The sequence below is a fragment of the Exiguobacterium chiriqhucha RW-2 genome (assembly GCF_000416965.1).
GTDB classification, from domain to species: Bacteria; Bacillota; Bacilli; order Exiguobacteriales; family Exiguobacteriaceae; genus Exiguobacterium; species Exiguobacterium chiriqhucha.
This window is the reverse complement of the sequence record NZ_ATCL01000020.1, coordinates 667,885-687,329: the sequence shown is the minus strand read 5'-3', so window position 1 is coordinate 687,329 and position 19,445 is coordinate 667,885. Positions and strand designations below refer to the sequence as shown.

General features: G+C 51.3%; 22 protein-coding genes. 7 read left to right on the top strand and 15 right to left on the bottom strand.

The genetic code is table 11. From position 1 onward, the window contains the following. Positions 1 to 49: 49 nt before the first annotated feature. Together cls and M467_RS27635 are read right to left on the bottom strand one after the other, a co-directional pair. The gene (cls, locus tag M467_RS27640) at positions 50 to 1,516 is read right to left on the bottom strand and encodes a cardiolipin synthase (protein WP_021067452.1); all 1,467 of its coding nucleotides are present in this window, start codon (positions 1,514 to 1,516) and stop codon (positions 50 to 52) included. Between the two features lie 121 nt (positions 1,517 to 1,637). After that, on the bottom strand, positions 1,638 to 2,420 hold the full coding sequence (locus tag M467_RS27635; protein WP_021067451.1) for a LysM peptidoglycan-binding and 3D domain-containing protein: 783 nt from the start codon (positions 2,418 to 2,420) through the stop codon (positions 1,638 to 1,640). A gap of 208 nt (positions 2,421 to 2,628) precedes the next feature. On the opposite strand from M467_RS27635, the gene M467_RS27630 reads away from it, so the two are divergent. Both M467_RS27630 and M467_RS27625 read left to right on the top strand, forming a co-directional pair. Further along, the gene (locus tag M467_RS27630; RefSeq protein ID WP_021067450.1) at positions 2,629 to 2,889 is read left to right on the top strand and encodes a DUF1294 domain-containing protein; all 261 of its coding nucleotides are present in this window, start codon (positions 2,629 to 2,631) and stop codon (positions 2,887 to 2,889) included. A 140-nt stretch (positions 2,890 to 3,029) separates the two neighbouring features. After that, entirely contained in the window at positions 3,030 to 3,827 is a 798-nt protein-coding gene (locus M467_RS27625; RefSeq protein WP_021067449.1) for an AraC family transcriptional regulator, read from the top strand. 33 nt (positions 3,828 to 3,860) lie between these two features. On the opposite strand, the gene M467_RS27620 is transcribed toward M467_RS27625, so the two are convergent. Next, positions 3,861 to 4,619 (bottom strand): glucose 1-dehydrogenase, encoded by a 759-nt coding sequence (locus M467_RS27620; protein WP_021067448.1) that lies wholly within the window; start codon positions 4,617 to 4,619, stop codon positions 3,861 to 3,863. 194 nt (positions 4,620 to 4,813) lie between these two features. On the opposite strand from M467_RS27620, the gene M467_RS27615 reads away from it, so the two are divergent. Both M467_RS27615 and M467_RS27610 read left to right on the top strand, forming a co-directional pair. Then, complete coding sequence (locus M467_RS27615) at positions 4,814 to 5,674, top strand: alpha/beta fold hydrolase (protein WP_021067447.1); 861 nt, start codon at positions 4,814 to 4,816, stop codon at positions 5,672 to 5,674. After that, entirely contained in the window at positions 5,671 to 6,210 is a 540-nt protein-coding gene (locus tag M467_RS27610) for a hypothetical protein (protein WP_021067446.1), read from the top strand. Before M467_RS27615 ends, M467_RS27610 begins: the two co-directional genes overlap by 4 nt. 33 nt (positions 6,211 to 6,243) lie before the next feature. On the opposite strand, the gene M467_RS27605 is transcribed toward M467_RS27610, so the two are convergent. Continuing rightward, positions 6,244 to 6,507, bottom strand: a complete 264-nt coding sequence (locus M467_RS27605; protein ID WP_021067445.1) for an excalibur calcium-binding domain-containing protein — start codon at positions 6,505 to 6,507, stop codon at positions 6,244 to 6,246. 111 nt (positions 6,508 to 6,618) lie between these two features. Here M467_RS27605 and M467_RS27600 point away from each other — a divergent pair, with 111 nt between their 5' ends. Both M467_RS27600 and M467_RS27595 read left to right on the top strand, forming a co-directional pair. Next, positions 6,619 to 6,834, top strand: coding sequence for a hypothetical protein (locus tag M467_RS27600; protein ID WP_021067444.1), 216 nt, complete (start codon positions 6,619 to 6,621; stop codon positions 6,832 to 6,834). A gap of 89 nt (positions 6,835 to 6,923) precedes the next feature. Next, complete coding sequence (locus M467_RS27595) at positions 6,924 to 7,790, top strand: AraC family transcriptional regulator (protein ID WP_021067443.1); 867 nt, start codon at positions 6,924 to 6,926, stop codon at positions 7,788 to 7,790. A gap of 50 nt (positions 7,791 to 7,840) precedes the next feature. On the opposite strand, the gene bglA is transcribed toward M467_RS27595, so the two are convergent. Together bglA and M467_RS27585 are read right to left on the bottom strand one after the other, a co-directional pair. After that, a complete protein-coding gene (gene bglA, locus M467_RS27590; protein ID WP_021067442.1) occupies positions 7,841 to 9,295 on the bottom strand; it encodes a 6-phospho-beta-glucosidase BglA in 1,455 nt (484 codons plus the stop codon). 12 nt (positions 9,296 to 9,307) lie between these two features. Further along, complete coding sequence (locus M467_RS27585) at positions 9,308 to 11,197, bottom strand: beta-glucoside-specific PTS transporter subunit IIABC (RefSeq protein ID WP_021067441.1); 1,890 nt, start codon at positions 11,195 to 11,197, stop codon at positions 9,308 to 9,310. Between the two features lie 162 nt (positions 11,198 to 11,359). Between M467_RS27585 and M467_RS27580 the strand changes: the two genes are divergently transcribed. Further along, positions 11,360 to 12,070 carry a GntR family transcriptional regulator gene (locus tag M467_RS27580; protein WP_021067440.1) on the top strand — a complete coding sequence of 237 codons (711 nt, stop codon included), beginning with the start codon at positions 11,360 to 11,362 and terminating at the stop codon, positions 12,068 to 12,070. A gap of 92 nt (positions 12,071 to 12,162) precedes the next feature. On the opposite strand, the gene M467_RS27575 is transcribed toward M467_RS27580, so the two are convergent. The 9 genes from M467_RS27575 to M467_RS27535 all read right to left on the bottom strand — a co-directional run bounded on the left by M467_RS27575 (position 12,163) and on the right by M467_RS27535 (position 18,875). Continuing rightward, complete coding sequence (locus tag M467_RS27575) at positions 12,163 to 12,867, bottom strand: hypothetical protein (RefSeq protein WP_021067439.1); 705 nt, start codon at positions 12,865 to 12,867, stop codon at positions 12,163 to 12,165. A gap of 87 nt (positions 12,868 to 12,954) precedes the next feature. Next, positions 12,955 to 13,446 carry a DUF3916 domain-containing protein gene (locus M467_RS27570; RefSeq protein WP_158406028.1) on the bottom strand — a complete coding sequence of 164 codons (492 nt, stop codon included), beginning with the start codon at positions 13,444 to 13,446 and terminating at the stop codon, positions 12,955 to 12,957. Next, positions 13,443 to 13,931, bottom strand: coding sequence for a DinB family protein (locus M467_RS27565; RefSeq protein WP_031200241.1), 489 nt, complete (start codon positions 13,929 to 13,931; stop codon positions 13,443 to 13,445). The genes M467_RS27570 and M467_RS27565 overlap by 4 nt, the downstream gene beginning before the upstream one ends. A gap of 55 nt (positions 13,932 to 13,986) precedes the next feature. Next, a complete protein-coding gene (locus M467_RS27560; RefSeq protein WP_021067436.1) occupies positions 13,987 to 14,484 on the bottom strand; it encodes a hypothetical protein in 498 nt (165 codons plus the stop codon). Beyond that, on the bottom strand, positions 14,481 to 14,834 hold the full coding sequence (locus M467_RS27555; protein ID WP_081637954.1) for a DUF2332 family protein: 354 nt from the start codon (positions 14,832 to 14,834) through the stop codon (positions 14,481 to 14,483). Before M467_RS27555 ends, M467_RS27560 begins: the two co-directional genes overlap by 4 nt. A gap of 110 nt (positions 14,835 to 14,944) precedes the next feature. Continuing rightward, positions 14,945 to 15,727: an SDR family NAD(P)-dependent oxidoreductase gene (locus tag M467_RS27550; protein ID WP_021067434.1), complete on the bottom strand. Its 783-nt coding sequence runs from the start codon at positions 15,725 to 15,727 to the stop codon at positions 14,945 to 14,947. 47 nt (positions 15,728 to 15,774) lie between these two features. After that, positions 15,775 to 16,776, bottom strand: coding sequence for an NADP-dependent oxidoreductase (locus M467_RS27545; protein WP_021067433.1), 1,002 nt, complete (start codon positions 16,774 to 16,776; stop codon positions 15,775 to 15,777). A 72-nt stretch (positions 16,777 to 16,848) separates the two neighbouring features. Continuing rightward, positions 16,849 to 17,424, bottom strand: coding sequence for a TetR/AcrR family transcriptional regulator (locus M467_RS27540; protein WP_021067432.1), 576 nt, complete (start codon positions 17,422 to 17,424; stop codon positions 16,849 to 16,851). A gap of 188 nt (positions 17,425 to 17,612) precedes the next feature. Continuing rightward, complete coding sequence (locus tag M467_RS27535; protein ID WP_021067431.1) at positions 17,613 to 18,875, bottom strand: NCS2 family permease; 1,263 nt, start codon at positions 18,873 to 18,875, stop codon at positions 17,613 to 17,615. Positions 18,876 to 19,445: the final 570 nt, after the last annotated feature.

Sequence of the window (19,445 nt, the reverse complement as noted above, 5' to 3'; positions counted from 1 at the left end):
GAGACCAGTCAGTTCGCCGGGCACTCCCGGACGGTCTGACTGGTCTTTTTTAAAGGATTGGGCTGAGCAAACGTGACACGCTCTCTTTGAAACGGATCCATTTCGTTCGTGTCTCATAACGCTCAATCGTTAACCTGTCGGCACATGCGAGGTCTCGATTGAATGCATCGATGACAGACTGGGCAACGACTTCGTCATAGACGAGCGCTGAGATCTCGAAATTGAGACGGAAACTGCGCGCGTCGATGTTCGTCGTTCCGATCGAGGCGACCTCGCCATCGATGACGAGCGTCTTCGCATGGAGGAACCCACCTTCATACGTATATACTTCGGCACCGTAGCGGACGAGCTCGGCCGCATTCGTATACGTCGCCCAGTAAACAAACATGTGATCCGGCTTGTTCGGAATCATCAGGCGGATCTTCGTCCCAGACATGAGCGCGTTACGGCAGGCGTCAAGGAAGCTAGCGTCAGGGATGAAATATGGGGTCTGGATGTAAATCGTCTCTTTCGCCTCGGTGATCATCTTGACGAGCATATTTTTCAAGTGCTCGGTCGACGAGTTCGGGCCAGATGTGACGATTTGTACCGGTGACCGGGACGTCTCGAGTAGAGAAGTCGGCCAAAGGAAGTCTTCTTTCTCGGCCCGATGTTTCGTCGGTACGGCACGGTTCCAATCGAGGAGGAAACGCTCGAGCAATTCACGAACCGCCTCCCCTCTCATCCGCAGATGCACATCGCGCCAATAGCCGAACTGACGATTCGTCCCGAGGTATTCATTCCCGACGTTGAAACCGCCGATATAGCCGATCTCCCCATCGATGATACATAGCTTTCGGTGATTCCGGTTGTTGACGCGGAAGTTGATACCGAGGCGTGACGGGAAGAACGACTTCACCTCGCCGCCGTGCACGAGGAGCTGTTTGAAATGGGAGCGTCGCAATCCCCGTGAGCCGACGGCGTCATAGAGCAGACGTACTTTGACGCCTTCCTTGGCCCGGCGCGTGAGTGCCTCGATGAGCGCTTGGCCGAGCGAGTCATTTTGAATGATATAGTACTGGATGTTGATTTCCTGCGTCGCCATCTCGATGTCATGGAATAATGCTTCGAACTTCTGCTCGCCATCATGGATGACCTGAATCGCATTATGATACGTCACGAGCGCATTTGTGGAGGATAAGTTCAAGCGGGCGAGCCTTCGATATTTTGACAAGAGCGGGTCATGGGCGAAAAGCCCTTCATGCGCATCAAGCTCGGTCAATTGGTCGTCGACGTGTTTGGCGTACTCGTGACGACGCTCCTCGTCGACCTGATAAAAGTTGTTCGATTTGATTAACCGTCCGAAGAAGATGTAGATGAAGAAACCGAGCAGTGGGATGAAAAACAGCACGAGCAACCAAGCCCAGGTCGAACCAATGTCACGCCGCTCGAAGAAGATGATGGTGACGGCGAACGTTACGTTCAGGACAATCAGTACGATACCAAGAATACTGATGATGATTTCAGTTGGGACCATCTCGACGCCTCCTTTATCCTCTAGTTTACCCGATGATGGGCAAAACGAAATGCTCGTTTACAGATACCGCGTCTACAACACAAAAAAACACCGCGCCTGCGGTGTTTTTTGGGTAAATCGATTAGTTTAAGACTTTGATTGTGATTGATTTACGACCGAAGTTGAGCGCTTGCTCTTGTGTCGGCATCAAGATATCGATTTTGTTACCTTTGATGGCGCCGCCAGTATCTCCAGCGATTGCTTCGCCGTAGCCTTCAACCCATACTTTAGAGCCGAGTGGGATGACTGAAGGGTCAACCGCGATGACTTTTTGGTTCGGGTTCGAGCGGACGTCGATTCCTGTTGCCGTGATTCCTGAGCATCCTGCACAGTATGGCGTGTAAGCCGTTGCTTCCACAGTCATCGTCTTACCTGAAGCCGGAGCTTGGGTTTGCGTTGTAGACGTAGACTGTTTCGTCACTGGTGCAGATGTTGATGCTTTTGGTTTAGCGGCTGGTGCACTGTTTGCAACCGATGCTGCGTTGGCACCTTTTACAGAGAATTGTTGACCAGGGAAAATAAGATCTGATTTAAGACCGTTCCATGTCATCAATTGGTTGACAGATACGCCGTTGTTTGTCGCGATGCGATACAACGTGTCGCCTGCTTTAACTGTATACGTTTTTGAAGCGCTTGAAGCTTTAGCTTCTGACTTCGCAAGCTTCAATACTTGGTTTGGATAAATCATATTAGAGTTTAAGCCGTTCGCTTGTTTGATATCATTTACAGATACGTTGTTGTTCACGGCGATACGGTAAAGTGTATCCCCAGACTGAACTGTGTGTGTTGATGCTGCCGAAGCTGGAGCAGCGACTCCTAAACTAAGGCCAGCGAGTGCCGTTAGTGTCAATAGTGGTTTTTTCATAAGAATATTCCTCCCTTTTCTAACGCCCCCTTACTGTAACACCTGTATATTTCACTGCCGTTACAGCCTGATATGAGAGTGATATCAGTTCAGTTACAGAAGCTTTCAGCGAGATGAGAGGAATCTGATTTTTTACAATCCAAATACAAATGGCTTTGTTGAGCCATTTTCGTCTATACTAAGGAGAAGAGAAAGGAGGTTTTAGTCTTTGGAACTATTACTGCTATATTACATTGTGACTAATTTACTAGCGTTTATGTCATTTTTCCTCGATAAACGCCGTGCGAAATCAGGGGAATGGCGAATTTCAGAACGAACGCTGCTCATTCTTGTCTGGATCGGTGGGGCATTCGGCGCCTATCTCGCGATGCGCCTCTTCCGTCATAAGACGTTGAAGCCGATGTTTCGGATCGGTGTCCCGATTGCCATCTTGGTGCACGCCGGTATCACGGGCTGGTTCATCTTCTGACGCCATTATATAGAAGAAACTTGTTCGCACTGTCCAACGGAGATGTGGTCGAAATGTCTGGATTGACGCTTGATAACGAGAAAACGAAGTCTCCACCCGGTGTGAAACTGAAATAAATGTTTGATTGTTGAGGTGAAGGGATGAAAGTCGAAGCAGACATGATTGATGTCCAGTCGTGGACCGAACGGACGATGGAGATCGGATTCACGACTAATGAACAGTTTCAAATCTGGCTGGTCACCCAAGGTCAAGTCGAGGTCCGGATCAACGGTACCCGTTCAAGGCTTCGGGCCGGAATGGCATTGATGCTCGACCGCGGACAGGTCACAAAAGTCGAACGGACAGATGACTCGTTTCACATGAAGATGCTTCATGTCGACCCGTTCGACTTGGTGGCACCGCCGCTCGCGGAGCAATACGTCACACCGTTCATCGAGAAGATTGGCCATCACATGCTGCATCCGGCTGAACCGGGTGACAAAGCCATCCTCGAGACGCTTCATAAAGTAATCAGGAGTTTAAAGAAAGACTCGGCTTTCGCGTTGCTCGATGCGACACTGCAGCTTGTCGTCGTCTGGCGCTATTGGATTCAACGGCCGCCCGTGACGAGGCGGCATGGACAGGAGCGCATGCAACGCATGATTTCCTATATACACGACCATGACACGATGAAGCTGTCGCTCGAAGACATCGCCGCTGCCGGTGGACTGAGCCGGGCGGAATGTTGCCGTTACTTTTCAAAATGGGGGGACACATCGCCGCTCGCCTATGTCCAAGACGTCCGGATGCAGCGGGCCGCACGTCTGTTATGTGAGACGGACAGTCCGGTCGCTGAAGTAGCGAACCGGCTTGGCTTTACGAGCGTGAGCCATTTCGTGCAGACGTTTAAGAAAGTACATAACCGAACGCCGCTCGCGTTTCGCAAGCAGAAGACATAACAAAAGCCGACACGCACGTGTCGGCTTTTCTCGTTAACGGGCGGTCCAACCGCCGTCTGCTTTCAAGACGTCACCATTGACGAAACTCGAATCGTCGGAGGCGAGGAACAACGCGACCTTGGCGATCTGCTCCGGTTCACCCATCGGTGCCTCCCCTGCCCCTTGAATGGCCCGCATCCCGAGCTCGCTCGGCGCGGTGATGGTGGCGCCGATATTCGTATTGACCCCGCCCGGTGCGATGGCGTTGGCCCGAATCTTGTTGAACGTACCGTACGTGGCGGCGATATTTTTCGTCAAGCCGATAAGTGCGTGCTTCGAGGCGACGTACGAGGCACCGCCGCGTGTCCCGAACAAGCCACCGACCGAGGCGTTATTGATGATGACGCCTCCCGTTTCTTGCTTGTCCATGATGGTGATCGCGGCCCTGGCCAGTTTCATCGGTCCGGTCAAATTGACGGCGATGACACGGTCCCATACCTCGTCGGTCACTTCGCCGACGGTCAAAAAGTTGTCCATGATGCCGGCATTGTTGACCAAGATGTCGAGCGAGCCGAACGTGCTCGTCGCCGTCTCGACCATCTTGTCGATATCTTCTTGCTTCGTGACGTTCCCGGCGACGCCGACGGCTTCCCCACCGCTCGCTTTAATCTCTGAGGCGACCGCCTCGACAGAGTCCCCGTTCATGTCGACGGCGACGACGCGTGCCCCTTCCTCGGCAAACAGTTTGGCGATGGCCCGTCCCATGCCTGACCCCGCCCCGGTGACAATTGCCGTTCTACCCGATAATTTCACACCGCATTCCTCCTTGTTGAGACAACTCAAGAACGACAGAGAAAACGACAAGTGCAATTTACTCACGTGTCATTAGTCTATACCCGGATTTGGAGGAAAACGTATCTCTGTTTGGAAGAATCTGCTTCTGTTAAAGTTGTCAGTCACGTACAATGAAAAGATACAGATATTGGGAGTTGGAAGGTGGGATTCGATTGCGTCATTATTATACTGAAGTGATGGGAAACGGGTGTCCCGTTATATTTTTACCGGCTGGAGGATTCACCGGAGAAGAAGGCCGATCGCTCGCTGAGGCGCTACGCGACGACTTCGAGGTGCATTTGCTGGATTTGCCAGGGTTCGGGCGAAGTGAAGGAATCAATCGAGTTGTGACGTCCAAACAGTTGGCGGATTGGGTCAACGACTACGTCGTCACACATCGACTCGGACCTGTACACGTTATGGCGCATTCGCTCGGCGGCGCGGTCGGTCTCGCTTTCGCCACGCATTATCCCAAGCAAGTGGAGCGGCTCGTCTTGCTCGACCAAGGCCATAAGGCGTTCCCACGCGTTCCGTTGAGAGAATATGGCGTGTTCGGCCTGGCCGTCCCGCTCCTGAGCGGACTTTATCGTCTGTTCGGACCTCGACTCGTCCGGAAAATCGAGACGAAGGTCATTTCAGATGAAGGTACATCTCCAGTTACAGAGGAACAGGTTAAGGCTTTCTGCGCACAGACAGGTCTCACTGAACGAGACGAGATTCGACGTGCGTTGAACGACCCGGCCAAACTCGGACGAGGCGGATTGAATCTGTTGTTCGGCTTCTATCACCTTGACGTGCCGCAGCTCATGCGATCACTTCAAGTCCCGACCTTGCTTATTTACGGCGATTTTGTCGGACTGGACGACAAAGAAGCTCGAGTGACGAAGTCAGCCATGATGGACCTGCAACGGCATGAGCTGCCGATCACTTACATACGAATGACAGGCGGCCACTTCGTCCATTGGAATCCAGCGTTCCCGATTGAACAAGTGCGACAGTTTTTACAAGTCGAGAAAGTAAGCGGTCTGTCATGAACCGTCAGCAAAAGATTGTCCTCGTTCTTGTGTGCTTATTGTTGGTATATGCCGGAGTGGCCTGGGCATTTGATTCGACGAAGCAGCTACAGTTGCCCGAGGGAGCGGAACCGATTCTCACTTACCCCGTTGATGACCGTGACATGAGTCTTCGCTTTTTCACGAACAGTTATACCGTCGAGGAATGGAGCGACGAGCCGGTTGCGCAAAGCATAGGTCTTGAACTTACTGTCGACAATCAGGTTCGGTCGATTACATCTGAATCGCTGTCCGAAGCAGGCATCACGTGGTCGACTTTCGGCCAATCATGCGGAGATCCGTCAGCATGTTCCCCGTACGATATCCTTTACGGGATGAACCACGGCGAGACGACCCGAGTCTTCGTCGAGTTGAACGGGGAACGGTTCGAACCGGAACTGTTGAAGACGAAGGCCGGGAATGATGTCTGGTTCGTGCTCGTCGACCAAATCGAATCGATTGAATCCATCACCGGCTACAATGCTGCGGGAGACGTATCGTACCGTTTCAATAACTAAAAAAGAGACGGAGGACGATTGTCCTCTCATCTCTTAGCGTTCGCAGGCGATGCCGTCCTTATCACGGTCTTTTGATTTGTTCGCTTCGTATAACGAACTGTTGGCGTAAGGCTTGTATTTCGTCTTCCCGCCTTTGTTTTTCGTCGTCTTCGTTTTGGCGACACCGCCTTTGTACGTCTTATTCAGTTCGGTGCAATTCTTAAATTTTTTCGGTGCGGCGTCCACGGTTTCTGACGGCGCGATGCTCAGCGTGAACAACGCGATGCCCGCGAGGGTCGCACGAAGTAGCTTCTTCATAGTTGTTTCCTCCTTGGTAACAAACGATATGCGTATTAATTCTTGTTTATTATAAGGGCAGTTATGATGAATCCCCTGATTTTTAAAAATAGTTGAAGGAAGGTAACATCTATGGACTTACTTATATTGATGCAGGACCGGGCCCTCCCGTTACTGCTGCTCGCACTATTTCTCATTCTGAACGTGGTGTTCGTCATCGGGATTTGGAAACGACGACGCCACTTCTCCAAAGGTTTTCTCGTGTTCGCGAGCTCGCTTGCGTTCCTACTCATGACGTCATCGGTCATCCTCATCATGTTCACGATGTTCATCGGCTACAACCAGTGATGCCTTCTATCCGATGATATCCGTATCAAAATCATCGAGTGCCCCTACGATGTTCGAAGTATGATGAATGCAGAAAGGAGGGAATACTGATGCTTGAATCACTGAACCGATTGATGGACCACATCGATCAACATCTAACAGAAGACATCACGAGTGAGGATATCACACGCATCGTCGGGGTGTCCGACTATCATTTTCGACGCATGTTTTCCTATATGGCCGGGATGACGCTCAATGAATACATCCGAAATCGTCGGCTGTCAGAAGCAAATAAGGACTTGATTCATGGGAAATCGGTCACGGACGTGGCGTATACGTATGGCTACCAATCCGTCGACGGGTTCTCTCGAGCGTTTCGAGACTGGTGTGGCTTTTTACCGTCTGAAGTGATCAAGAACAAGATTCAAAAGTCATTCCCGAAATTCACTTTCTTCATCGACATCAAAGGAGGAATTTCAATGGAATTCAAATTAGAACACAAATCTTCATTCAACGTCGTCGGCGTGTCCAAACGCGTCCCGATTCAGTTCGAAGGCGTGAATCATGACATCGTCGAGTTGGCGCAGTCAATCACGGAGCAACAGCGAAGCGAGATGCATCAATTGGCGGACCTTTATCCAAATCAAGTGCTCAACGTGTCGTACGACTTCGATGAAGGCTATTTGGACGAAACGGGTTCACTCACGCACATGATTGGCTTCGCGACGACACAAGATAATCCGTACGAGGATCTTGAACAGATTACGATCGAGTCGAACCTGTGGGCCGTCTTCCCGAATACCGGCCCGTTCCCGGAGACGCTCCAGGAGACGATGGCCAAGACGTATGCCGAATGGCTGCCGACGTCGGGCTACGAACTGGCAGACTTGCCAAGCATCTCGTTCACGAAACATGACGGACCGTCGGAAAACGTCTATAGCGAAGTGTGGGTGGCGGTCAAACCGAAAACGACGTAAGCACAGAAAAATACCTCTTGAAGACAATTGTCTTCAAGAGGTATTTTCGTTTACTTCGAAGGCTCGTACGCGAGCGCTTCCCCGTTCGTTTCAATCACATGCTTATACCAATCGAACGAGTCTTTCTTCATCCGCTCCATCGAGCCGTTGCCTTCATTGTCACGGTCGACATAAATCATACCGTACCGTTTCTTCATCTCGCCCGTCGTGAACGAGACGATGTCGATGATGCCCCATGGCGTGTAGCCGATCAAGTCGACGCCATCATAGACGACCGCTTGTTTCAACTGCTCAATATGCGCCTTCAAGTAGTCGATGCGGGCCGCATCATGAATCTTCCCGTCGACGATCTCATCGACAGCACCGAATCCGTTCTCGACGATGAAGAGCGGGATTTGATAGCGGTCGTACAACCGGTTGAGCACATAGCGGAGACCGACCGGGTCGATTGACCAGCCCCAATCGCTCGACTTGATGTACGGGTTCTCGACGCCGTTCGGTAGACCACCGTTGACGATGTCGCCGCTGTTATCGGCGACGACGTCACTCTTCACGGTCGTCGACATATAGTAACTGAAACCGAGGTAATCGACGGTCCCATTCTTCAAAATCTCTTCGTCCCCATCGAGGAACGGGATGGAATAGCCTTCACGCTCGAACTCGTTCAAGGCGTAGCTCGGATAGACCCCGCGCACTTGCACGTCCGGGAAGAAGTAACGCTGACGCATCATTTCTTCAGCGAGCATGACATCGTCCGGGTTCGACGAGAACGGATAGATCGGAACGTGTGATACCATCGCCCCGATTTCGAAGTCTGGGTTGATGGCTTTCCCTTTTGCGACGGCGAGCGCGCTCGCGATTAACTCATGGTGCCCCGTCTGATACATCACTTCACGGGCGTTCTCCCCATCTTCGACGATGACGCCAGAGTTCGTCCATAAGAAGAGCGGGTTGTTGACGTCCATCTTGTTGTTGATCTCGTTGAATGTCATCCAATATTTGACCTTGTCTTTGTAGCGGTCGAAACACACCTCGGCGAAACGGACGAAATGGTCGACGACTTTACGGTTGCGGAACCCGCCGTACTCACGAGCGAGGTGAAGCGGCATCTCGAAGTGAGACAATGTGATGATCGGCTCGATGTCGTGCTTCAACAGTTCGTCGAACAAGTCGTCGTAAAATTGAAGACCGGCTTCGTTCGGCTCTGCATCGTCGCCGTTCGGGAAGATCCGGCTCCAGCCGATCGATGTGCGGAGACATTTCAACCCCATCTCGGCGAAGAGCGCGACGTCTTCTTTATAACGGTGGTAGAAGTCGATCGCTTCATGGTTCGGATAAAACTCGTCCGGCTCGACCTTGTCTGTGATACGACGCGCGACACCATGGGCGCCTGCTGTCAACACGTCAACGACGCTCGGCCCTTTGCCGTCGGCGTCCCAGCCGCCTTCAAATTGGTGGGCAGCTAGCGCGCCGCCCCATAGAAAGTCTTTTGGTAATGTCTTCATAATAGTTCCTCCTTATTGATTAACAATCGTGAGCATTGGTGTCGTCGTGTCTGTCTGATTACTTGCTTGGACGAGTACGTCAGCGTATGTCGCGCTGTTCGTCACGATGACAGGTGTGATGCTTGAAATATTATGTGCAGCGATCATGTCACGGTCGAACGTCGTCAACACATCGCCCGCTTTAAAGCTATCCCCGTCTTTGACGTGTACGGTGAACGGTTTCCCATCGAGCGTCACCGTATCGAGACCGACGTGAATCAACAACTCGATTCCCGTGTTCGAACGGAGACCGATCGCATGTTTCGTCGGTGCGATCATGACGACCGTCCCGTCAAACGGTGCAATGACCTTATTCCCGTCTGGCTCGACGGCATAACCTTTCCCCATCGCCCCGGAGGCGAATACATCGTCCGGAACATCGCTCAAGGCGATGACTTTTCCAGAGAGCGGTGAAGCAATCGTCTCTTCCTGGACGAGCGTCGCACTCGCTTCTGCCGTCGCAGGTGTTTCCGTCACTTCTGTCACTTGTTTGGCTGTGTCTTCTCCGAAACCGAAGATTTGAATCAAGACGACCGGAAGGATAATGGCGATTGCTGTCCCGATTAACAGTCCCCAAATCGAGGTCGGCACGTCTTCACTGATTCCGTTCACAAGGGTGAGCGGACCCGGGAGACCGGCGTAAGCGAAATAATACGGGTTGAAGAAACTGGCCACGATGGCTCCGACGGCCCCCGAGATACATCCAAAGATGAACGGTTTCTTGAAGCGGAGTGTCACCCCGTAGATGGCAGGCTCCGTGATTCCGAATAGTCCAGTAATCCCAGCCGAGACACCGACTTTTTTGATTTCTTGGCTCTTCGCTTTCAAGATGACACCGAGGACGGCGCCGACTTGGGCGATGACGGCAATCGTCTGATATGCCTGGAACGAGTCACGGCCATACAAATCGAAGTTTGCGAGCACCATCGGCGTCACACCCCAATGGACCCCGAAGATGACGATGACTTGCCAGAGACCACCGATAATCGCACCAGCGAGCATCGGGGCGTTCTCCGCCAAGAAGTTGTAGCCGTTGGCGATTCCGACCGCACCCATCGTCGTGATCGGTCCGATGACGAGAATCGTGAGCGGCACCATGAGTACCAAACTGAAGAACGGTACGAACAGAGGACGAATGACCTCGTTCATGTGTCGGTTCAAGAACCGCTCGACGTAAGATAAGATCCAGACGAGGAAGAGCGGTGGCAATACCGATGACGTATACGTCGTACCTGACAAGGCGAGACCGAGGAAACTGATCGTCTCCCCTGACGTGATGCGAGCCGCCATCTCGGCCCATGTCGGACTGACCAAGGCCGCACTGGCTGCGACGGAGATGAACGTGTTCGTCTTAAAGTGTTTCGATGCCGTGATGGCGATGAAAATCGGTAAGAACGTGAACGGTGCCCATGAGATGAAGCTGAACACTTCGTACGTCCCCGTCTCGGCGAAACCGTCGAACAACAATGTCGTGATGATGAGTACCCCTTGCAAAATCCCGGCTGCGGCCAAGATATAGATGAACGGTGCGAATACGGCGGACATCGTCGCAATGATGCGGTTAAGGACGGTCCCCTTGTTTCCGTCTTCGACCTCAGTCCCTTCGATTTGCACCAGTTTCGTGAACTCATCGAACACTTCCCCGACATGCTGCCCGATGACGACCTGGAACTGGCCACCCGTCTCGACGACCGTGATGACACCTGGCATCGCCATGACTTGTTCTTTCGCTTGCGGATTCGACCGCTTCAAGACGAGGCGGAGTCGCGTCGCACAGCGCGCCGCATTGATGACGTTGTCTTCCCCTCCGACGGCCTCTAAAATATCCCGAGCCAGCTTTGAATAATCCCGAACTTTACTCAACTGAAAACCCTCCTTTGATGTAACGCTTACATTTTGTACACCCTTACTATAATTGTACCGGTACAATTAATCAATAGCGATACAATAAATAGTTTGTGAACGTTTCGTAGACATGTGTGTGGTATAATGAAGGCAACATTTTTAAGTAGATGAGGGATGAGCGTGCTTAAATATCAACAAGTGGCAGCAGAGATTGAACAGTACATCAATCAACATGATTTGAAGCAAGGAAATAAACTGCCCGTCCTCGAGCAGTTGATGAGCCAATATGCCGTCAGCAAGAGTACGATCACGAAAGCACTCGAATTGCTTGAGCGAAAAGGCGTCATCTTTCAATTACGGGGGAGCGGCATCTTCGTCCGGCGCCACAACCGGCCGGGCTATATGAGTCTGTTCTCGACACAAGGGTTCAAGAGTAACCTCGGTGACCGGGTGTTGACGTCGGACGTGCTCGACGTCTCGGTCACGAAACCGGACGTGACGGTCGCACAGAACCTTGGCATCGACGTGACAGATGACGTCTATCGCGTCGAGCGGGTCCGCTTCGTCGACGGCGAGGTGTTCTGTTACGAGGAGTCGTACTATGTGAAGGCGATCGTTCCGTATTTGAACCGAGAAATCGTCGCCGACTCGATCTTCGATTACGTACAAGGCGCACTCGGTGTCACCATCGGCTTTTCGGACATGTACATGCAGGTCGGTCGACTGACTGAGACGGAAGCCGGCTATCTAGGTTTACAGACGGACGACCCGACGCTCCGCATCGAGACGATTTTCCATCTTTCGAACGGGAAGCCGTTCGATTATTCACGCATCACGTATCATTACGAACACTCACAGTTCGTCGTTCAGGCGAACGGGCCGTACATGTGAAAACACCGCTCTACGCGATTTGCGTGGAGCGGTGTTTTTGTGTGGCTCAGACGAGCGGTTTTCGCTTTAAATCAATCACTGACGTTTACATTTCACTTTCTCCATCGCCTTCGGTAAAAAAGATAAGCGAGCGGGAGCACCGCCAACAACGCGAGTCCGAGCATCCAATATGATATTGGCTCTGTCGTCTGAACGTCACCTGAACCACCAGTAAGCGCATCTCCTGGTTGCGCTTCGGTGTTGGATTGTGTCTCGACCAAGCGTTTCTGATACATCTCGAGCGTGATCGTGTCTCCGTCGATGAACCGTTTCGCATCGGTCGTCAAGGCGGTCAACGTCTTTCCATCATAGTCAAACCAGGCATTCTCTCGCGCGGAATGGACCAATGTACCGGACACATCAGCTAAGGCAATGGCCAACTCGTCACCATACCCGAACGTGGAGAAGGCGAAGAGGCCCGGTTCTTGCTCGTACGTCCCGATGACATTTCTCGGCTCCCCATCTTGTAGGACGGCTGATACGTACTCCTTACTCGAGACGAACGTACACATTTCGTCCGACGAATAACAGGATTGCGCGGCAATCATCACTTCATGGAGCGAACCGAACGAGATGGCGCGACTTTCCGTCAAGTGATAGTTACTCGGGTCGTCTCCTTCGATATGGTCGAGGACGATTGACTCGAAATGTTCTTCAGCGAAACGCTCCGCTGATCGTTCTGTCGGCGCCGCAGCTGCCGACGTAGCAGCGAGCGTGAAGATCCCGGCTAAAGCGAATGTTGTGAGGTGGCGGAACATATTTCTTTCTCCTCTCATTTAACGGATTTCTTTATAAACAGTAGAACATTATGAATGCTATTTCTCGCTATATCATGCCAGTTTCGCTCACTGTACGAGCAACCAGACTTCTCCACTATGCATATAATCTTCATCTTGAATCAGTTCGTGGAACCGATGCACCTCGACGTCCGCTGACAGGTCGAGTCTTTGTAGGAATACGCAATCGTTAGGCAACCGCGTCCACGTCTGCTCTGATGTATCCCGATCCATAAACGCCTTCAGTCGTGCATCGCTTTCAAACACGAGGAGTTCGGACTGCCAAAGCGTCGGCAAATCGAGTAAGACGACGACCTGGTACCGCTCCTCTTCTCGGTTATGCACGAGACGTGAGGCCCCTTCCATCATCACCTCGATAATCGCACGTTGAATCCGGCTGTTATCCTGTACAGACGATAAGAACGATTGATCAATCGGGATTTTGTTATGCCAATACCCGTCATGAAACGTCGTCGGGAACGATTGGGTCTGTTCGTTGACATGCAGGCGCAACCGTTTCAGTCTTCGTCTGACACCGCGTACTTTCGCTCGTCTCTTCAAGATGTTCTTCCCAATAGGGCGTCGATTTGCTGCTGGTGGTGCCGGTCATGTTCGATGAACTCGGTGACGATATAGGCGAGCGTATACGGGACACCGTGATGCGGGCAATGGGTTACCCCGTTCGCCGTCGTGTGCGAAGTCAGCGTCTCTTGACTTAATGACTGAAGCGCTTCTATGAGCGAACTTCGACTCGTTTTGGCTAACTGGAGCACGTTTTCTCCCGAGAGACGCTTCGCTTTTTGGGTCGCTCGCGCGTTAAACGAGTCGAACTCAGGGAAAATCATACCTTCCCCGGTCTTCACCGCTGGAATGATGACGTTCAACAGATGGTTATCCCAATGGGCAATGTGAAGGACGATTGCTTTGATTGACCATTTGTCGGTCGCAATTGGCTTTTCCCACATCGATTCATCCAATCTCTCTAACGTATTTAGCCAATCTGTATAAGATGCGAATTCATCGATTACGTTTATAGTGCTAGTCATGGACTTGTTCTCCTTGGTCTATAAAGTAAGTAGAGCGACTCATGTTCGAACACATCTATTCCGATTCATATAACCCTTCCGTTCGATTATACTCTTCCAAGCTGCGCCAATCAGGGAAAGTTTTTCGGAAGCGGCTACTGACGTCTTTTACTTGGCTCAGCAACAAGACAAACGTTGAGTCCCAAAAGATCAACTCACACACCGCACTCGGATACTGAATACGAGGTGACTCGATCCACAGGTCGCTATTACCGTCTGCGAACGGATAGACGGTCAGTTCGTTTAACGTGATCGACTCATGGCGTTCAAACGCCGTGAACACTCCCCAAATGACGTATAAGTTTGTGTGATGGACCAGTTCGAGTAGACGTTCACCTTTTATCCAGTAAGCCGTCCCCTCCTCGACTTCTTGAACCTCTTCAAAATACTGTAACGCATCATTTGAGAGAACGGCGTCGAGGTCCGTCACTAACCAATTATAGTCGGAGACTTGTGAATGGAGAGCAGTCATGACTTCTTGAATGGAAACGAATCGTTCGATGATCGTATTCATGGCAATAACGCCTCATGTTTCAGCAACCATTTGAACCATCTACCGTGCCCCTCCGTCTCAACAATTGTCTGTTCTCGTTTAACACCGTTCACATATTCGTCTAGATGCAGGTCTTTGTCTTGGATATTGTTATAGAGATGGAACACGTCTCTCGTCTGTCCAATCTGTTCGACCACGCTCAGCAATTGCTTCTTCATATCGATCGTCATCTGGTCGGCCACATGCGTGTGGAAGATGCAGAGGGTGCTTTCTTCTGGAATACTCTCGGCAAACCTCAAAAATTTTTGACATGGATCATGTGCAGTCAATGCGATTCTCCTCTGATATGTACTTATTCTTAATTCATACATTCCGTTAAAGTCTTCAGACTCCTTTCTAAAACACAAAAAAGCGGTACCTCATGTAAGGTACCGCACGACGTTTGAGCGTATTATGATCAAGCGATTGACATCATGTTCATTTATGTCGATCCGTCCTGCATCGTTCGCATCATCTGAGTGACTCGCTGACGCGACAGCAATCGGGGCAGGAAGGCAACGAGACGATTCCGTCTCCCTGGGATGATCAAGGTTTTTCCGTTCATGAACCCGCGATACCCGATATCCGCCACCCGTCCTGCTTCCATGATTGTGCCGCTCCGCACCAGGTTCGATGCCTGCATCCCGGAGCGGTCGACGAAACCAGTCGACGTCAATCCTGGACATAAGGCGGTCACGGTCACGTTCGTGTTGCTCACTTCATTCGCGAGCGCTTCTGTAAATGACAATACGTATGACTTCGTCGCATGATACACCGACATCAACGGGCCAGGGAAAAAGCCGACCATCGAAGACACATTCATGACCCCGCCCCGATTTCGTTCAACCATACCGGGTAAGAATAATTTGGTCATCGCCGTCAACGCCTTGATGTTGACGTCAATCATATTCGCTTCCTGGTTGATGTCGGTCTCTAAGAACTTCCCGTATAGTCCAAAACCGGCATTGTTCACCAAGTAATCCACGTGAATCTGCTTCTCTTGCAGTTCCTTGAAAATCGCTTCCGGGACTCCTGGCGTCCCGATATCTTTGGCGATGACCGTGACCCCGACACCATATGTCGTTCGATACTGTTCGGCGAGCATGTTCATCTTCTCTTCATTTCGTGACACGAGCACCATCTCATGGCCGACCCGGGCAAAGCGATCGGCCAATTCCTTGCCGATGCCGCCCGACACACCAGTGATGAGAACTGTTCTTTGCATGGCAGTCTCTCCCTCTATTTTTGCTATAAGCGGTGGTCTCACATTCTTCAGAACGTGATGATGACCTTGCCTTTCGGCCGACCCGTCGCAACTACCTGTAGTGCTTCATTCACTTCATCAATCGTAAATCGTTTCGGATGCAGGGCAGGAACCACTTCGTTCGCTTCCACGATGCTCGTGATTTCTTTTAGCTGTGTCCCGTTCGCACGGACGAAAATGAACCGGTATTCGACGTCATGTTTTTTGGCCATCCGGTCATATTTCGCACCCGCCATCGAAAATAGCGTTTGTTTCCAAAACGGGAACTGTCGATCTTGGGCGAAACGTTTATTCGGTCCTGTCCGCAATGACAACAGTCGTCCGCCTCGTTTGAGGATGCTCAGTTCTTTCTTGAATTCGGTCGGGCCTAACGTATCGATGACATAGTCCACGTTTTTCAAGACGTCCTCATAGTGTTCCGTCGTATAATCCAAATATCGATCGGCACCGAGCTTCAGCGTCCGGTCACGTGACTCCGCATTTCCACTGACGATCACGGTCAGTCCTAATGACTTCGCGAGCGGAACAGCCATTTGACCGAAACTACCTGATCCTCCCGGAATGAACACTGATTGCCCCGACTTGACGTTCAGTTCTTCGTGTAGACCTTGATAGGCCGTGAGTCCGGTCAAAGCGACTGCGGCTGCCTCTTCGTAAGTTAAGTTCTTTGGCATCCTGGCGATGGCCGATATATCGACGGCTACATATTCTGCGATTGCCCCAATTTTTTCAATCGGCAGACGGGTATAGACGTCATCCCCGACGGAATAACCGGTCACAAGTTTCCCTACCTGTTCGACGACACCTGCTAACTCGTTCCCGATTGTCAGTGAGAATGCATAATCTTGAATGAGTTTGACGCTACCGGTCATGATTAACATCTCAAGTGGGTTGATTGCCGCGGCCTTTACTTGAATCAATATTTCATTGTCCTGGATGTCCGGAACGGGTACCTCGTTGACTTGTGCCTCAATTGTTTTCGAGTATTTGCTGATTTGAGCTGCTTTCATGATGGATTCTCCTTTGAATGTGTTTGGTTTTTATTAGAATGTACGTTCTAAAATGAGTAAAAAAAGAGAAACTCAGTCCAACACGCTAAGTGCCAACCTGATGATGCTCTCTAATTCTTTTTGAGTGTAGTTCGTCTTGATCAGGACACGCAGACCGATCAAGTTATTGTGGAGGAAACGCGCCATCTGTTCTGAATCGATGTCTCTTGAGAACTCGCCATTGACTTTGCCTTGTTCAATCAAATCCTGAAACATCTTTTCGGATCGATGGAACATATTCGTCGCCATCTGGTCGACTTCTTGATCAAGAAGTGACAATTCGACAGCTGCATTGACAGAGAGGCAACCTTTTGGGTACTTCTCGGATGAACGCAGGATGAATTGAAAAACCTCCCCGATCGCTGATTTGACTGACTCGTTTCGGTGGATGAGGGTCTCCATTTCATTCGTGATCACTTTCTCATACTCAGCAAGCGAGGCTAAGAACAGTGAACGTTTGTCACCGAACGTGTCGTAAATGCTTCTGCGATGTATTCCCATGTGGTCGACTAGTTCTTGCATCGAAGTTTTCTCATACCCTTGTGCCCAGAACAGCTCCATCGCTTTCTTTAACACAATTGTCTCGTCAAACTCTTTACTCCTTGCCATTTCAATCCTCCTTCGATCACCCCATCTTTGTTGGACTGATTTCGAACTCCCATGTAACTGCAACCCCACTATATCCTTTCTAGAACGATTAGTAAAGAATAAAAACTTAAGGAAACACCGCTTAAAAGCAGGCAAACGAAAGAAGAGGAGCGTCGGTCCTTTTGGGCCGATGCTCCTCTTCAAGAAATTTAAAGCCAGACTGGTAAAGAAAAGAAAACTAAGAACAATACGGTCAAGACACCGACGACCGGACTGAGCGACCGATAGCCCTTCTTGAACAAGACGATCATCGTGTAGGCGACGAATCCGAGCCCGATGCCATCGACGATGGAATACGTGAACGGGATCATGATGATGACTAGAATCGCCGGGAAGGCATGCTCCCAATTGTCGAGCGGGAGATGCTTCACGTTCTGGAACATCATCATGCCGATGATGATCAACACCGGCGCAATTGCCGTCACCGGAATGATCGCGAACAGCGGCAACAACAAGAGCGAGACGACGTACAGGCCTGATGTGACGAACGAGGCGATGCCGCCCCTAGCGCCGACCGAGATGCCGGCCGCGACTTCGACCGTCGAGACGGTCGGGCTCGAGCCGAACATGGCACCGGCCATCGTCGACAACCCTTGGGCGACGAGCCCTTTCGGTGCGTCCGCATCCTTGCCGATGGCGCGCGTCTGATTCTGAATCAGGCTGATGTTCTCAATCAGCAAGACGAGCGTCAAGACGCCGACGGCGACAAGGAAGATCGGAGACGCCGACTCGGCGAACGAGACGTTGCCGAACACGGTGCCGAACGACTCGAAGAACGGCATGAGCGCGAACTCACCGGTCCAGTCGAGCGTGCCCATGACGGCACTCAAGCCGACCCCGAACGCGATCGTCCATAAGAAACTGCTCGGCCCCATCTTCAAGAAGAGAAGGATGGCGACGAAGAGCGACAGGAACGCGACCTGTACCGGCCGTTCCCCGAGGTCTCCGATGTGAAGCAGTGCCCCGCCACCGCCCGAGACGATCCCCGCCGCCTCGAGTCCGATCAAGATAAGGAACAGGCCGAGTCCGACCGTTAATCCGTCATGAATGATCGGTGGGAACGCGTTCGCCAGTTTCCTCGCCACTTTTGTCACCGTCAACAGGACGACGAGCGCCCCTGAGACGAACGAGACAGCGAGCGCGCCTTGCCAGCTCAGCCCCATCTGCAGGACGAGCGTGTACGTGAACAGCGCGTTGATGCCCATCCCTGGTAACAGGAGCAGCGGCAAGTTGAACAGCCCTGCGATGAACGTTCCGATGATGCTTGTCAAAATCGCTCCGACGAGCGCTCCCTCGAACGGGAGTCCGGCTTGTGTCAAGATTGCCGCGTGAACGGCCGGGATGTATGCTGTCGCCAGAAAGTTCAGCACGCCCCCGTATGTTTCTGTTTTCCATTCTGTTTGTTTTGCCATAGGAATCAATCCTTTATTGGCACCCTCACCCACCCATGTGGTTATACACACGAGATTGATTATATCCTGTCTGACCTCTGACATACAAGCTATTATTGGTTCAAATCCATCTTTGGACCTAGTCATGAGACCCATTCGGACGAAAGGTTCATTTTATAAAACAAGAACAAACGTTCCTGTTTTTAGCATCTTTTCTGACAAGAATCTGCTATAATGAAGAGGCAGGTTAACGCAGCAATAGTGGGGTCAGCCGCCAAGTCCACAATGGAGGAAGGCGGTGGTGCGGATGGAACAACTATGGACCTGGGTCGGCGATTATGTGATCGTCCCGATCCTCGCTCCGATCATCGTTCACTTGGTTTTACACCAAACATCCGATCGTGCAAAGTCTGAACGCACAAAAAAATGACCCCCTCGGCGCAATGAGATGGGTCACTTTCTGATTCACTAACCATTGTGGCGGCTGGGACCACTCTTAAAGTGGTAGCCTGTAAGCCAGAGGCCGGTGTGTCCAGCACCGGTCTCTTTCTACTTGCATCATACCATACTTGTTCCCATTTTTCAGCAACA